The organism is Leptospira saintgironsiae, assembly GCF_002811765.1.
In the GTDB taxonomy this organism is placed as follows: domain Bacteria; phylum Spirochaetota; class Leptospiria; order Leptospirales; family Leptospiraceae; genus Leptospira_B; species Leptospira_B saintgironsiae.
On record NZ_NPDR01000001.1, the window covers coordinates 179,668 to 194,912 of the forward strand.

Sequence of the window (15,245 nt, forward strand, 5' to 3'; positions counted from 1 at the left end):
ATTTAGACCCTTTCTTCTACCTCGTATTCCTTGAATAAACTCTTTTGATTTCCCATATCGCTTTGGAATTCCACAGGATAATCTGAGGTAAAACAAGCGTTGCAGAAACCACCGCCCCTATGATCATTCACTGCCTTATGCATAGAATCCACTGAAAGATAAGCAATGGAATCCACTCTCAAATACTTACGAATTTCTTCGATCGTATGAGTAGCAGCGATCAATTCATTATGGGTTGGAATGTCTATCCCGTAATAACAAGGGGAAACTGTAGGAGGAGCTGAAACTCTTAAATGGATCTCAGTAGCGCCAGCGTTTCTGATCATCTTAATGATTTTACGGCTGGTGGTTCCTCTCATGATGGAATCGTCTACGATCACAACACGTTTTCCATCCACTACGTTTTTCACTACATTGTATTTGATCTTAGCACCAAAATCTCGGATCTTTTGGTCCGGTTCGATGAAAGTCCTACCAACATAGTGAGAACGGATCAATCCAGATTGGAAAGGAATTCCGGAAGCTTCTGAATAACCTAAAGCTGCAATGTTTGCAGAGTCAGGAACTGGGATCACAACATCAGCTTCGACCGGAAGTTCCTGAGCGAGTTGGTTTCCAAGTGCCTTGCGAACTTTGTAAACAGACTCACCAAAAATATTGGAATCAGGTCTCGCGAAATAAATGTATTCGAAAATACAAAGAGCAGGTTTTGCAGGAGGGAAAGGATAGAAGGAACGGGTTCCTGTTCTATCCACAACGATCATTTCACCAGGTTCCACATCTCTTTCGTAAGTGGTGTCAGTGATATCGAATGCGCAGGTTTCGGATGCGAATACGATGGATCCGTCATCTCTTCTTCCCATAACCAAAGGACGGAAACCGTTCGGGTCGCGAACAGCAATCAATTGGTTTTTAGTAAGGACTACAAGAGAATATGCCCCTCTTACTTTTTTCAGAGCAGAAGAAAGTGCAGAAAGCAAATCTGTCTCTCCGGAGCGAGCCATTAGGTGGACGATCACTTCCGAATCGATTGTAGTTTGGAAGATGGAACCTTCTTTTTCCAATTGGGAACGAACTTCCCAGGAATTTACCAGGTTTCCGTTATGAGCCAGAGCGATTGGTCCTAAATGAGACTCAACTCTGAGAGGTTGAGCGTTTCGTAAGAAGCTCGCACCTGTGGTAGAATAACGATTATGCCCGATGGCCGCGCTTCCGGTTAGTTCCCGGATCTTGCCTTCGGTAAAAATATTGGCTACGAGTCCCATCCCGGCGTAGCGGTAGAGATGTTCTCCGTCGGAGGAAACGATCCCGCTCGATTCTTGGCCTCTATGCTGCATGGAGTACAAGCCGAGGTAAGTGAAATTGGCCGCTTCGGGAGAATTAAAAATCCCAAAGATCGCACATTCTTCTTTTGGTTTGTCATCTCGGACTAGGGTCCGTAGACTGGACGTATTGGGAATCGAACTCATGGTCCCCCTTCCGACGCTAGTCTCCCAGGTCGCCTTTTAGATGCAAATACAATCCGATTATATTGTCGTAGACAACGTCCGAAGCTTACAGTTGGCATTGATAACTCTCTCTCAATCCGATTGCCTCTCTATTGATACGGAATCTAGCGGCTATTACACCTACTATTCCAAAGTTTGTCTCATCCAAATATCCTCTAAGGGTAAAAATTATATCTTTGACCCTATTCGTTTGGACGATCTCTCCGGGTTAGGACCTCTATTTGAGAATCCCAGCATTTTAAAAATATTTCATTCCGCTTCGGACGATATCAAAGCTCTGAAAAGAGACTTCGGTTTCAAGTTTATAAACATCGCAGACACGATGTTTAGCTCTCGTTTATTAGACTTAGAACAGAACTCTTTGTTGTATCTTGTGGAACATTACCACAAGGTCAAACTTTCGAAGAAGGAACAAAAATCCAACTGGGAAAAGCGCCCTCTAGAAAAAAGTCAGCTCCAATACGCGGCTCTGGATACAGTGTATCTAGAATCCATTTGGACTAAAATGGGCGAGGAACTCGGAAAACGTAAATTGTTAGACGAAGCGGTTTCTGAGTTCGCAAAAATTGCAGAAGAAGAGCCAGAGCCTTTCGAAGGATTTTCTATTAATTTGGAAAAATTCCCGAATGTTCTAGAATTGGGTTCTGACGAAAGAAGGGCACTTCACGATACGATAGGCTTCCGAGACGAAAAAGCAAAGAAGTTAAACAAGGCTCCATTCCGAGTCTGGAATAACGACAAGGTTTTGGAATTAGTTAAGTCGCGAGGAGAGTTGAATAAACTCATAGACATCATAGGTAAAAAAGACGCCGAAAATTTATATCAGGTTTATAAAAATCCGAGTGGCCCTCCTATCCAAAAGAATGATCTATTCAAAAGATCTACTGAAGATTTGGCTGGGGAAGATGCAGACAGATTTAAAAGATTAAGGCAGTGGAGAGAAACAGTTATGTCCATTCGCCGGATGGGTCATAACTTGATGCCGTCTAATAAGAATATCGCGGAGATTGCAAAAAGAAATCCTAAGTCTATCGAAGAGTTAAAAGAACTAGGTATCTTTTCTAACTGGAAGGTGGAAAATTATGGACCTTCTATTATAGCAGCAATGCAATCCAAACCTTACGAGACAACCTTGTCAGGTTTGATCCCGATCAAAAAGAAATTTGATTAGATTAGAATTAGATAAACTAAAAAAGAAACTTCCCCTTCTACCAGAAGGAGAACCAAATCTGCCGGAAGATGTTGCACATTCTTCTGTAGTCATGCCTGTGTTCCAAAAGGATGGACAGGACGGTTTCCTTCTTCAAAAAAGAAATCCAAACCTTGCATCTCATCCAGGACAGATTTCTTTTCCAGGTGGAGTAAAAGATCCAGAAGATAAGGACCTTTTAGTTACAGCTCTTAGAGAATGGGAAGAAGAGATGGGAGCTCCTGATAAAGAATTATCCGTAATCGGAAATTACAGAGGCCAACTCACTCATACCGGATTTCATATCACTCCATTCTTGGCTCAATATTCTGGAGATTTTAAATTCGAATTCAATCCAGAAGAAGTAGAAAGAATTATCATACTGGAGCTAGACAGACTTTGGGAGGCTCCTTTTTACAGCATTAAAGGAAGAAGAAAACCTGACTCACCTTTATTAGAAGTATTTTACTTTGATATAGAGGAAGGACTTTTATGGGGAGCCACTGCAAGGATCATTGTGGACTTCTTAAGAGAACATGCAGGCTTTGATCGTTCTCCCATTTTAAGAACTCCTAACCTAAGTTCAGCGCCGTTCTTGGACGTGAAAAAGCCCGAATAGTTTCAGCTTAAAACGAAAGATCTAGGGTTTTTCATTTTTCTTTCTTTCTATTTTTTTGTCTCATCTCCCAATTTTTCTTCTAACCCTTACGTCTCTAAAAAATGTAGTCCTACGAGGTTTTCCACTTTAGGGATTCCGAAAGTGGACCGAAATTATATACGACATAATTTAAAACCCTTTTCCGGGAGTTTTAAAGTGCGTATTCGAACTTCGAAAGGCATTTTACATAGGAGCATTCCAATGAGCAAAATTAAGGATCTATTTAATTCAGACATCCGCACTAGTTATCTTAAAGAAAGCTGGAAAGAAGAGGACTGGTATGAGTCTCTCGCCAACAGACCTGGCATTGAACAAAAAATCCCTTACTTTAAGAAAGGTGAAACTTCTTCACTAAAGGTGGCGGTTCTTAGCAGATGACTCCGGAAGAAAAGGAAGCCCTCTTTCGTAGTCTAGAAGAAATCAGGATCGCCATCCAAGCAAGTCAGCCTGGTGGAGAATACAAAGCAATCCTGTATAGTATTCCGATTGTAGGGATCATCTTCGGATGGTTATTATTATTCTTCCTATTCTTTTGGTGGTATCGTCAGAGAATGGCGATCATCAAAGCAGGCCTTTATCAAAAAGAAAAATTTGATCTTCGTCTTTATTCCTTCTTTTTAGGACTTATTCTTACCTTTGTTGGTATTGCTCTTTCAGTTACTTTCATTTTAGTATTAGGAAAATCTTTAGCTATGCTTGGCGGCTTGATCCCTCTCGGGACTGGTCTTGGTCTTCTCTGTTATTATAAATGGTCTCCTAGGAAGTGAATCGGTTCTTCTGAAATCCGATCCTTCCATAAAATAGGTTTATAATTACTCCCATGAAACCGGAAGAACCCATCCTATGCGATCCGGAGGATTGGGCCAATATCCAAAAAGTTCTAACCGGAGATTTCGAATCATTCGAACAACTCGTATTAAAATACGAAGCGATGGTTTATTCTCAGGCAAAAAAAGCATTTCGTAATGAAGCAGAAGCTGAGGACTTTACTCAGGATGTTTTCCTAAAAGCATTCGAAGGATTATCCACATTCAGAGGAAAATCCAAATTTTCAACGTGGGTCTTCTCTATTGCAAGAAATGAGATCATACGCAGATACCGAAAAGAGCACCCTGAGATAGACGCTCCTATTGATACGTTGTCGAGCGAGAAGTTGGGAGATAATTTCTCCTCTCAAGAATCCGAAGTATTAGAAAAAGAAACCACTGAAAAGATAAGATCTTTAGTGGATAAGTTACCCGAGCTATATCGGAAACCTATATCGTTACACTACTTCGAAAATATGTCCTATAAAGATATCTCCGAAAATTTAAACTTGAAAATGAATACTTTAAAGAGTTATATTTTTCGAGGGAAAGAAATCTTACGCGATTGGCTGAAAAAAGACGATGAGCACGGAAAAAGATAAACTTCCTGACGAATTGCAGGAGCAATTGGATTTTTTTGTAAAACCTCCGGAAGGTGGTGTGAACGATGATGTACCTCCAATGCTTAAGAAAAAAGTAATGCTTCATTTGGTACACCTGAAGCATATCCGGCTTATTCTAATTACAATTCTGATCTTGGCTTTTTCTCCACTCACAGTTCTTCTGTTTGTGGATTGGAATTTTCTCTTCCAAACAGGGATTTTACATGCGATTTTAGCGACTAGCGGCTTTTTGTTCCTGCTTTTTACGGTTCTAATAGGGATTTATCTTGTGCAAAATAAGAGTCCTTATACCAAGGAATGGAAAAACAAGTTAGGATTCGACGAATGAAATATTTCAGTTTTGGGATCGCTTTATCTTTATTACTTACCTTCGGAAACCAAATCTCCGCGCAAGAAAAACAGACTGAGACCAAATTAACTGCAAAAGAATTCTTAGAAATGAAGTTAGACTCTGTCTTCCCGCTCATCCAAAACATGAGTAAACAGGAAGCTGATGTTCTAATCACCCAAATCAGGGAAGAAGCCAGAAAATCCTGGGCCCAATCTGATAATTATTTTTTCTTAGTAGAACACCTAACCACAATCAAAGCGATCGAAGAAGAACAGAGCAGATTAAAAGGCCTACTTTGGGTTTATATTTTGGGTCTGGCTCTATTTTCTGGATTCGTCCTTTATGTCCTATTCCGTCAGAGAAAGCTGATCAACGAGTTAAACGAAATTATTAAGGATCGGGACTGAACTAAACAGCCGTCTAAGGTATGACATAAGGGAACATTCCTTTTTGTTTACTGGTTGTCATAAGAATAAGCCCAGAATATTCTTTTTCCGGCGATTGTAATGTTTGTGTAAACCTTTTGTAACGGTTTTCTGACAATCTGAAGGGATGGAACCTATCCAAATCCAAGGATCCTCCTCCCCGACGACTAATGACAAAAATCCTCCGAGGCGTAGGAGAAAGAGCTTCAGCGAATTTATGAAAAATGCTTCCGGCACCCCTGGCCAAAAAATTCTCGTAGTAGATGACGAAGAGGATATCGCAGAACTGATCAAATTTCATTTAGAAGAGAACGGATACCAAGTGGACACCTGCCAAAACGGTTTAGAGGTGCTTCCTAGGATCGAAAAAAATCTGCCCGACTTAGTAGTATTAGATCTAATGCTTCCAGGTATTGGTGGAATGGATCTTTGCAAAAGGATCAAAGAAAAATATTCTCTTCCAATCATCATGGTTACCGCTAAATCCGGAGAGACCGACGCGGTCTTAGGACTGGAACTTGGTGCGGACGATTATGTTAGAAAACCTTTCTCCACAAGAGAACTCATCGCAAGAGTTCGTTCTGTATTGAGAAGATCGGGAGAAGGAGAAGATGAGCAAGACCAAGAAGGAAACATCACGGTCGGCAAAATTTTCCTGAATCCGAAAGCACATAAAGTATTTATCAATAATGAAGAAATAGATCTTACATTGATCGAGTATAAAATTCTCTATCTGTTTATGACCAATACAGGCGTTGCGTTTACCAGAGACAAACTTTTAGATAAGGTTTGGGGTAAGGATATTTACGTGACGGATCGAGCTGTAGATGTTAATATTAAAAGACTCCGAGATAAACTAGGAGAAGAGAAGGAGAGGTTGGAAACCATCCGCGGGATTGGTTACAGATTCAATGAGGCGTAGCTTATTTTCTAAACTACTCTTAAGTAACTGGCTTCTACTCGTTTTCCTTATGGCTGTCGCGGGGATAGTCCTCTTTTTAGAGGACTTGATCAACCCTGACCTGAAAATACTTTTATTCTCCGCTTATATCTTATTGGCAATGTTTGGGACTTTTTATATGTCCTTCTCCATTGCCAGAAGTGTAACTCAAACACTCAACCAGATCGAAATGAAAACAGGAGAGATCAACGCAGGAGATTTCGGCTCCGAGTTAAGTCTTCCTGAAATCCAAGAGTTAGCTGATCTTGCAGTTTCAATCAATCTGATGTCAGGACGTTTGAAACACCAATTCGTAGATCTTACCATCGAAAAGGAAAAGTTCGACTCAGTATTACAAAACTTGAAAGAAGGTGTATTCTCAGTAGACCTGGAGGGTTCCATTGTTTTTCAAAACAGAAGTATTCCTGGTTCCTTAATAGAACCTAATTCAGGCTCCAGAAAGGTAGAAGACGCAGTCAAAGATCCAAGGTTACTGGACTTTATTAAAAGGAATCTTTCCGGGAAAAGTGAACCTAAAATAGAATTGGATCTAAGCCAAAATTTTTACGCAATCAAAATGTATCCACTCAGAACGAACGGAAATCTTTTGATGTTCATTGGCGTAATCCGAAACATCACTGAAGAAAAACAATCTTATCTAATAAGAGAACAGTTTGTTCAAAACGCTTCTCATGAATTAAAAACTCCTATCACTTCCATCAAAGGTTATACGGAAACATTACTCGGCCGTTTAAAACTTTTAGAAGAAAGTCATGAAAAAAGATTTTTAGACGCGATCTCTCGAAATACAGACAGAATGGTTCGTATCGTAGAGGATATGCTTACGATCACTAGAATTGAAAACCAATCTGCAATCGCTCAACCTGAAGAATTTACATTAAAGTCTTTGGTAGAAAATCTTTCTTTCACTGTGGATGGAGTTATCTCTCCGAAAGGACAAAAACTCGTAGTGGACATGCCTGCCCCACTAACCATTTCTGCTGACTGGGTTCTCTTGGAGCATATGCTATTAAATTTGATTTCTAATGCTTCTTCTTACTCTCCAGATGATAAAACAATCACGTTGAAGATAGCAAAGGTGGAACCTGACTCAGTGAATTTTCAGGTAATGGACCAAGGGATCGGGATCAAGGACGAGGATAAGGAAAGGATTTTCGAAAGATTCTTCCGAGTAGACAAGAACAGATCCCGAAAAGAAGGCGGAACAGGACTCGGACTTTCTATCGTGAAACATATTGTTAGATTACATCACGGTTCTGTCAAAGTTTTCGATAATCCAGAAGGTGGGACTATCTTCTCCGTAACCCTTCCGTTAGTGTATTCTGAGATCTCAGAAGTTTGAAATCCGAGCATTTGCTCGTAATACGCTTTTCCTAAAACAGCCCTCAACCGAATATAGAGATTCTATATATAAAGGTTAGAACATGGATTATCCTAAGGGTTTTTTTTCATTCGGTACAAACATAGGGATCAAAGACAAAACAAAAGATTTCGGAGTGATCTATTCCGAAAAACCCTGCAAGGCAGCCGCGGTATTTACTAAAAATAATTTTCCGGGCGCTCCAGTCATCGTAGGCAAAGAACATATACGTGATGGAGTCTTGCAAGCTGTAGTTATTAATTCTAAAAACTCAAATGTTGCTACTGGAGAAAAAGGAATTTCAAACTCCAGACAAATCTGTTCAGAGATCGCAAAGTCTCTTGGTATCGCGGAAACTTCTGTGTTACCTTCTTCTACAGGAGTGATTGGAGTTCCGCTTCCTATGCAGGTAATTCTTCCTGCATGTGCACAGGCAAAATCAAATTTAAAACCTGGCAATCTAGACGAAGTGGCAGAAGCAATCATGACCACTGATACTCGCAGAAAAATTTCCACAAGAAAGATCAAATCTTCTAATGGAGAAGCTGTTATCTTTGGAATGGCAAAGGGAGCAGGAATGATAGAGCCTAATATGGCGACTATGCTTTCTTATATTCTAACAGACGCTCTGATAGAGGGAGAAGTTTATCCAATCTTAAAAGATTGTGTGGACTTAAGTTTTAATTGTATCACAATAGATTCGGATACTTCTACATCTGATACCGTCGCTTTACTTAGTAATGGACTTGCAGGTTCTGTAGATCCTAAAGAATTCAAATCAGCACTTTTAGAAATTTGTACTGATCTTGCAAAAGAAGTAGCAAGAGATGGAGAAGGCGCGACCAAATTAATCGAAGTCCGTATCAAAAAATCCAAGGACGAGTCTCAAGCTAGAAAAATAGGTAAATCTATACTAAATTCTCCATTGATCAAAACTGCAATTTACGGTGGAGACCCGAATTGGGGAAGATTAGTCATGGCTGTGGGTAAAGTTTTTGATGAGCCTATCCCATTTGACTCTTTGGAAATTTATTTCGGAGGACTTCCTGTCAAGGGTGCAGATTCCGGAACTCTCAAAAAATTATCGGAGTATCTAAAAAAGAATTCCGAGATCTTCGTCGATGTGGTATTGAATACCGGAAACAAAGAGATGGTGTTCTGGGGATGCGACCTGACCGAAGGTTACGTGAAGGAAAACGCATACTACACAACCTAAGTTTGTCGAATCCGTATCGAATCCCTGAAACGTGAAGACCTATTTTTCTGATCTACGACTTATCTCTTCAGCTATCACTGTAGCTGTACGATTACTTTCTGTATTCGTTATCCTAGGTTTGTATGAACTCAGTATTTACCTTCTTCCCAAAGAAATAGAATTCGTAAGTGAGATTGCAGTTCTAACTTGTTTGGTTTTTGGAGTTTTTGCAATATTACCTATCCAAGAAAAAATTTCAGGATTTTTAAAATCAACATTCGTTTCTGAATATCTAAGCGATGATCCCGGTTCTTCTAGATTAGCTCATAGAAGATTTGATTCGGAAGGATTGATCAAAAACGTATTTCCTGAATTAGTAAGACTGACTAATAGTAATTTCGGAAAATTGGCTATCTTAAAGAACGATTTGGTCCATTACGAATTATATACATACGCTCATAAAAAACAAAGAAAGGTAAACACATTCGAAGGGATTAACCCAAGAGCGGCACTTCTCACTTATATATTGAATAAAAGATCCGGAGCCATGATTGGAGAGCCGGATCAAAACAAAATTATTAATGAAGAATTCGTAAGCTTAAGAGCAAACTTCATTCTTCCTTTTGTATTCCGAGAGAAACTTTTTGGATTTTTAGCAGTTTCTAATATCCCGAAAGACAATGTAAGACATGAACTTGGTTTCTTGGCAGGAAAATGCGCATTAGCAGTTCATAATCAGATTTTATCTTCTCAGATCGCTGAAAATAAAAAATATAGAAAAGAATTAGAAAATGCAGGCAAGATCCGTAAATTTTTGGAATCTCCTGAACCTCCTATGGTTGGAGATATTAAAATAGATCTATTATCCAGAGAACCTGGAGAACTTCTGGAATTTTTCCAAAGTCCTTCTGGTGATTTTTATTTTGTATTTTTACGCTTAAGTGTAACAAACGCAGTTTCTGTTTTAGCTCTTTGTTATATATTGGGAACCTTATACTCTTCCAGAATAAACGGAGAATTAAAAAATATTCTTCAGATCAAATCATTGGTAGAAGAAAACTTAAAAGAGATCTCTTGGACAGAAAGATATGATCTTGCTGTAGGAATGGTAGAAAAAGAGACAGGAAAGATCTCTCTTAGGTTCATAGGGAAAACATTCAAATTATTCGATGTATCTAAACCGGATAGAAACTTAGCATCCATAGGTTGGGAAAATATAGAAACTCCGGGCAAAGATCCGCTCTTCTTAACTTGGAATGATCGTAATATAATTTCGTTCCAACATTTGGGGATAAAACCGTGAGAAATATTCTAATCGTATTTCTTTCAGTAATCTTATTCAGTTTGATCCTGTTTTCAGGGTTACTGAACTCTTATTCTAAAGAAGCAAGACTTCCTTTTTATTTTTATCCAAACGGAAAGGTCGCAGTTTCCGATGGATCTCATACAGATCTAGTCGGAATGAGAATAGATCTAATAGAATACGAGATCGTCAGAAAGCTTGGGGCAGATTACGGATTATCAGGGCACTCATTCCATTTTTTTGCAAAAGAAGGAAGTATAGTCAAAAGTCTTTCTTTAGATATGAGATCTTCCTTCGAAGTTTTGAAGGATTTCCTACCTGATATATTTTTATCTCTATTATTTTTCTTAGTAGCGATCTGGTTTTTCTTTTATACAAGAGACTTATACATTTTCTTATTATTCGGATCTTTATCTTCCTTATTCTTATTTAACTTCTTCTTATTAGCGTTCCACGATTTTCTTTTTCCGTTTTTTTTCTTCTTATATTTCACAGGATTTTTGATCTTAGATGTTTCCTTTAGATTAAGAGGAAAAGAGATACCATCCAGATGGTTTGCTCCTCAGGTAATTTTTTCCTTAGTCGCAGGATTTGTAGGTCTTTCTCAAAAAGGAAACCCAGATCTATTCCAGTTCTTATCTGTGAATGGAATGTATTTTAATGTATTCTCCGCAGGGATTTGTATCTTACAGTTAGTATTCCATACATTTAGGAACAAAGGTACTTTTCAGGAAGTTTTTAAGAAGTTAAGTATTGTTTTAGCGTTTTTCTTAATTACAATCGTTCCATTCCTAATTGCAGAGTTTGGATCCACTAAAAGTTTTTTCATTATCCGCCCTTATCTGATGGCGGCATTGATATTATTCCCAGTTCTGATCGTATTCGGAACTTACACTTATTCATTGGTCCCAGTCCAGATCGCTTTTAGTTCTTCCTTAACTTCTATCTATTCAATCTTGATCTTAACCTTCGGATATTTGTTTGGTCTGGAGTTTTTTGTAAGATGGAACCCTGGATTTTTAGGAAAACACCAAAGAGAATGGAATTTATTCTATGTTGTAGCCGCTGCTTACTTTTTAGGTTCATTGAACAATAAATTGTATAAGTGGATAGATTATTGGAGTTTTAAAAATAATCCGAAACTTCACACAGCATTAGAAGAATTATCAGTAATGATTGGTGCTCCAATCTCCATGAGAGCAACCATCAATAGTTTGATCCGCAGGCTTGTAGACGCCTTAGAAGTAAAAAAACTCCAAATATTGATCCCTGCGGATAAATTTTCAGGGACAGATCTTAGAAATCTAAACTTCATTCGAATTCCTTTCGGATCCGAAATTTGGACTTACTTCGAAGATCATACTGAAGTTACTATTACTTCTCACCTTGCGTATGGATTAGGTATTAGAGAGTCTGTATTTAAATTTTTAAACCAGATGGAAGTCCAACTAGCCTATCCTTTATTCAATTTTGAAAAAGGAAAAGAGGTAATCGCAGTATTTTTAGTCGGAGAGAAGATCAATCGTAAGAATTTTACACTAGGTGAGCTTAGATTTTTAAAAGAATGTACTCGATTAGCATCCTTACTCATTCGAAATTACTCTCTACTAGTAGATGAAGTAGAGAAGAAAAGGATTGTTAGAGACCTGAATATGGCAGCGGTCTTGGATAAAACTCTTCATTTACCTGAGTTAGAGACCATAAAATCAGTTCAATTAGGCTATTTTACTCTTCCTGCAGTAGGAATTTCAGGAGATTATCTAGATATTCTCAAACTTTCTCCTAAAAGACAGTTATTATTCTTAGGTGATGTATCAGGACATGGACTTGGGTCAGGTTATCTTGTTTCTGCTGTAAGAGGAATTATTCGCCGTCAATTGGGCAATTCTTCTTCTCTTCCTGATATTTTTAGAGCAATCAACTTGTTTTTGATCGAGAGATATAGAGGAAGCGAGTTCATGACTTCTATCGCAGGCATATATAACGCTAGCGATGGAGCATTTTCATTCGTAAATGCAGGTCATACTCCACCAATTTGTATTCGAAAAGGTGGAAGAATAGAACTTAGAAATGAAACTCAAAGAGTTTTAGGTGTTCTACCAACAGATTATAGAATCTTAACTATTCATTTGAATCCAGGTGATAAATTAGTTTTGTTCACCGACGGAGTGACTGAAACGTTCGATGATAACGAAGAAATCTTCGGAGAAGAGAATCTTTTACGAATATTATCCTTAAATCACGATAAAGATGCTCAATCACTAGCTGATCTTATTAAAAAAACGCTAGAAGAGTTTAGAAATTACAAAGAACCTAGCGATGATATCTCTTTTGTTTGTCTAGAAGTCTCCGAGTAAGTATCACTTACTGTTAAATCAACTTCTTAAAATTTTTTTCCTAAAATTAATTAAAATACTTTACAATGAAAAGTAAATTGCTTAATTATGTCACTATCCAAGAGCTTTACTGATCTTTCATATTATATGAAGGGCATTAAAGATCTAATACATGGAGGACGTCAATGGTTGCAAAAAAGAAAGCAGTCAAGAAAGCAGCTAAGAAAAAAGTAGCTAAGAAAAAAGCTGCTAAGAAGAAAGTTGCGAAAAAGAAATAACTAACTTCAACAACATCTCTTTCGTACTCGATACGAAAGAAATGAAGCTTAAAACCCGCTTCTTTGAGGCGGGTTTTTTCTTTTATAGCCCTTCTTTATTAGTATTTTCCGATTTTCTAACGGATACTGTTGTAAAAATACAACACTTTAAGTGTGATCACTTATAGATTTAGATATTTCATCACGTCTTTCATCTCATCTCTGAAATCCGGCAGTGTATTTCCGTAATTTTTAACTAGTTTAGCCTCTCCTTCTTCTGAAATTTCGAATAATCTATACTCTTTTTCAGTTTTAGGTGAGTTCTCTAACTTAAAAAACTTAATGGCATGCTTGCTATAGCGATTATATGCAGTGAATTTATGATAATAGAAGCCTTCTCTCTTAACATTTACGGGATAAGGAAGGTAATATTCCGCTCCTAATACTAAAATATTCGGCGTAACCACTGCCATTCTAGTCCAAGTAGCAAGATTTAAGGGATAATTCTCTTCTAGATAAGCCTTTTTATGGTTCTTCTCCCAAACGTTTAAGATCTTCTTACGACTTTCATCCGCTTGTTTATATCTTTCTAGACCATTCAAACAGATTTCCATCAAAGAAAGAAGCTGCAATGACTCTGAATTAGATGATTGAAGTTCTTTTTGTACTAGTTTTTTAGCAGAGATGAAGTCTTGAGAGTAAATATTCTCCCAAATTTTTTCTATCGCAGCCGCAGAAGTCTTATCTTGAGCGTTTAAACTTAGATTTAGAAAGCAAAAGGTTAAGAATGAGCTGAGAAAAATTAGAAATCGCTTAGAGATAAAGGTCTTCATTACAAAAACTGTCAGATCAGATTGTAGATTGTCTCTCTGGATTATGGATCCACTTAGATTGAGTGGAATCTAATAAGGAAAAGAAGTCTTCAGCGCCTTTTTCTTCAATATAGACCCTTTCTTCCTCTGAAACAGGGATCATTGCTAGAAATTTGATCGGATTTCCTCTTTCAGACTTTAAATCAGTCAATTCAGGGAATCCTTCTTCTTTTCCTATCTCTCTGATAACAAGAGAACTAAAACTTAAGTATAAAGCTTCCGGATCTCTTCTATTCATCGCAATAGAATGTCCATGACCAAACCATTTTCCAATGACCCAAGGATAACGAATGATCTCTCCGATTTGATGTGGAACCCAACTTTCGGATCTATCTTCGTCTGAAACTTTTACTGCGCAGACTAATTCTATTCTCGCGTAGTTCTCGTAATCTTTTCTGTATAATTCTACTGAAGGAAGGTTTTGTGCGCTCATTCCTACGGTAGAATATACATAAACACCAGGCATATTCTTTGGAGCAAATCTTACGATACCTAGTTGTGGATATTTTCCACCATCTGCAGACCAATACTTATCATGTTTACCAAAAACATATTCTAGATAAGCAAGTCTTGACTCTTGTATATTCTTCCAAATCCCTTTGGTAGATCTGTATTCCCAAAAGTTTCTGTCTTGCTTGATACGATCTGGGATCACTCCGAATTCTGTGTTACCTAATGGATACGCAGTGATTGTATCCATTTTCGCAAATTTAGAATATCCATGAAATCCTTTGATACCAGACCAAGGAGGAAGATATGCGATCAGTTCTTCTTTGTAGAATAAAGAGACTCCGTTTCCTTCTTCTGACCAAATGAAATGGATCTCTTTGGGATCGAACTCAGGTTGGCCTTTAGGATCAGAAACTTCTTCTTCTGTTAAGAATGGTGCAAGGCCTGATCTTAGATCTAGATCGGTTCTTGTTTTAGGCGCATCGATTCGATTACATACCCAAACAGATTTGATCGCGAAGTCAGGGCTTTCTTCGGCTTGTAGATAAAGATAAACAGTCCTTCCGTCGTCTTCTAAATACGCGGTTAAGGATCCGTAAGGATTTGCTTCTTGGTATAAAATATTAGGTTCAGCAGTTTGATTCATTTAATAGGAATGTCCACGATTCTGGAATTAAATTCGTCCAGACGATGCTGGATCTTCTTCTCCATATCTTTTTCAAAAAGAATGTCAGGAAAATAGGCGCTGGCATTTAGAAGTCCTGTTAACTCCACCTGATTCCATTTTTGGTAGGTCCTTAAACTGTCCCAAACCAGTACGGGAATACGCTCCCCTTCTTTTTTACATTTAACGAAGGTATCTATCGCTTTGATAGGTGTGAGTAATTTGTTCTTCATAGAAGTTGAAATCCGCCCAAGGCCATTATCCCTGGTATCCAGAAGGATTCAAGTCGGTTCCAACATTAACGAGG

16 protein-coding genes are annotated in these 15,245 nt (G+C 38.2%); 12 read left to right on the forward strand and 4 right to left on the reverse strand.

Annotation, left to right across the window (positions count from 1 at the left end):
* Positions 1-2: 2 nt before the first annotated feature.
* Positions 3-1,469, reverse strand: coding sequence for an amidophosphoribosyltransferase (gene purF, locus CH362_RS00790; protein ID WP_100708463.1), 1,467 nt, complete (start codon positions 1,467-1,469; stop codon positions 3-5).
* A 40-nt stretch (positions 1,470-1,509) separates the two neighbouring features.
* On the opposite strand from purF, the gene CH362_RS00795 reads away from it, so the two are divergent.
* From CH362_RS00795 to CH362_RS00845, 12 genes are all read left to right on the forward strand, one after another.
* Entirely contained in the window at positions 1,510-2,679 is a 1,170-nt protein-coding gene (locus CH362_RS00795; RefSeq protein ID WP_100708464.1) for a ribonuclease D, read from the forward strand.
* Positions 2,675-3,316: an NUDIX hydrolase gene (locus CH362_RS00800; protein ID WP_208859526.1), complete on the forward strand. Its 642-nt coding sequence runs from the start codon at positions 2,675-2,677 to the stop codon at positions 3,314-3,316. The genes CH362_RS00795 and CH362_RS00800 overlap by 5 nt, the downstream gene beginning before the upstream one ends.
* A 240-nt stretch (positions 3,317-3,556) precedes the next feature.
* A complete protein-coding gene (locus tag CH362_RS19205; protein WP_165780213.1) occupies positions 3,557-3,733 on the forward strand; it encodes an LIMLP_16695 family PerRB-regulated protein in 177 nt (58 codons plus the stop codon).
* Positions 3,730-4,122 (forward strand): hypothetical protein, encoded by a 393-nt coding sequence (locus CH362_RS00805; protein ID WP_100708466.1) that lies wholly within the window; start codon positions 3,730-3,732, stop codon positions 4,120-4,122. The genes CH362_RS19205 and CH362_RS00805 overlap by 4 nt, the downstream gene beginning before the upstream one ends.
* A 53-nt stretch (positions 4,123-4,175) precedes the next feature.
* Entirely contained in the window at positions 4,176-4,763 is a 588-nt protein-coding gene (locus CH362_RS00810) for an RNA polymerase sigma factor (RefSeq protein WP_100708467.1), read from the forward strand.
* On the forward strand, positions 4,744-5,112 hold the full coding sequence (locus CH362_RS00815; RefSeq protein WP_100708468.1) for a hypothetical protein: 369 nt from the start codon (positions 4,744-4,746) through the stop codon (positions 5,110-5,112). Before CH362_RS00810 ends, CH362_RS00815 begins: the two co-directional genes overlap by 20 nt.
* On the forward strand, positions 5,109-5,522 hold the full coding sequence (locus tag CH362_RS00820) for a hypothetical protein (protein ID WP_100708469.1): 414 nt from the start codon (positions 5,109-5,111) through the stop codon (positions 5,520-5,522). Before CH362_RS00815 ends, CH362_RS00820 begins: the two co-directional genes overlap by 4 nt.
* Positions 5,523-5,757: 235 nt before the next feature.
* Entirely contained in the window at positions 5,758-6,462 is a 705-nt protein-coding gene (locus CH362_RS00825) for a response regulator (protein ID WP_100708470.1), read from the forward strand.
* Positions 6,452-7,843, forward strand: coding sequence for a HAMP domain-containing sensor histidine kinase (locus tag CH362_RS00830; protein WP_100708471.1), 1,392 nt, complete (start codon positions 6,452-6,454; stop codon positions 7,841-7,843). The genes CH362_RS00825 and CH362_RS00830 overlap by 11 nt, the downstream gene beginning before the upstream one ends.
* Positions 7,844-7,925: 82 nt before the next feature.
* Positions 7,926-9,077: a bifunctional glutamate N-acetyltransferase/amino-acid acetyltransferase ArgJ gene (gene argJ / locus CH362_RS00835; protein ID WP_100708472.1), complete on the forward strand. Its 1,152-nt coding sequence runs from the start codon at positions 7,926-7,928 to the stop codon at positions 9,075-9,077.
* A gap of 31 nt (positions 9,078-9,108) precedes the next feature.
* Complete coding sequence (locus tag CH362_RS00840) at positions 9,109-10,359, forward strand: hypothetical protein (protein WP_100708473.1); 1,251 nt, start codon at positions 9,109-9,111, stop codon at positions 10,357-10,359.
* Entirely contained in the window at positions 10,356-12,716 is a 2,361-nt protein-coding gene (locus CH362_RS00845) for a PP2C family protein-serine/threonine phosphatase (protein ID WP_100708474.1), read from the forward strand. Before CH362_RS00840 ends, CH362_RS00845 begins: the two co-directional genes overlap by 4 nt.
* A 418-nt stretch (positions 12,717-13,134) precedes the next feature.
* Here CH362_RS00845 and CH362_RS00850 read toward each other — a convergent pair whose 3' ends face one another.
* The 3 genes from CH362_RS00850 to CH362_RS00860 are packed head-to-tail and all read right to left on the reverse strand — an operon-like array spanning position 13,135 to position 15,171.
* Positions 13,135-13,785: a hypothetical protein gene (locus tag CH362_RS00850; RefSeq protein WP_100708475.1), complete on the reverse strand. Its 651-nt coding sequence runs from the start codon at positions 13,783-13,785 to the stop codon at positions 13,135-13,137.
* A gap of 16 nt (positions 13,786-13,801) precedes the next feature.
* Positions 13,802-14,920 carry a suppressor of fused domain protein gene (locus tag CH362_RS00855; RefSeq protein ID WP_100708476.1) on the reverse strand — a complete coding sequence of 373 codons (1,119 nt, stop codon included), beginning with the start codon at positions 14,918-14,920 and terminating at the stop codon, positions 13,802-13,804.
* Positions 14,917-15,171, reverse strand: a complete 255-nt coding sequence (locus tag CH362_RS00860; protein ID WP_100708011.1) for a hypothetical protein — start codon at positions 15,169-15,171, stop codon at positions 14,917-14,919. Before CH362_RS00860 ends, CH362_RS00855 begins: the two co-directional genes overlap by 4 nt.
* Between the last annotated feature and the right edge of the window lie 74 nt (positions 15,172-15,245).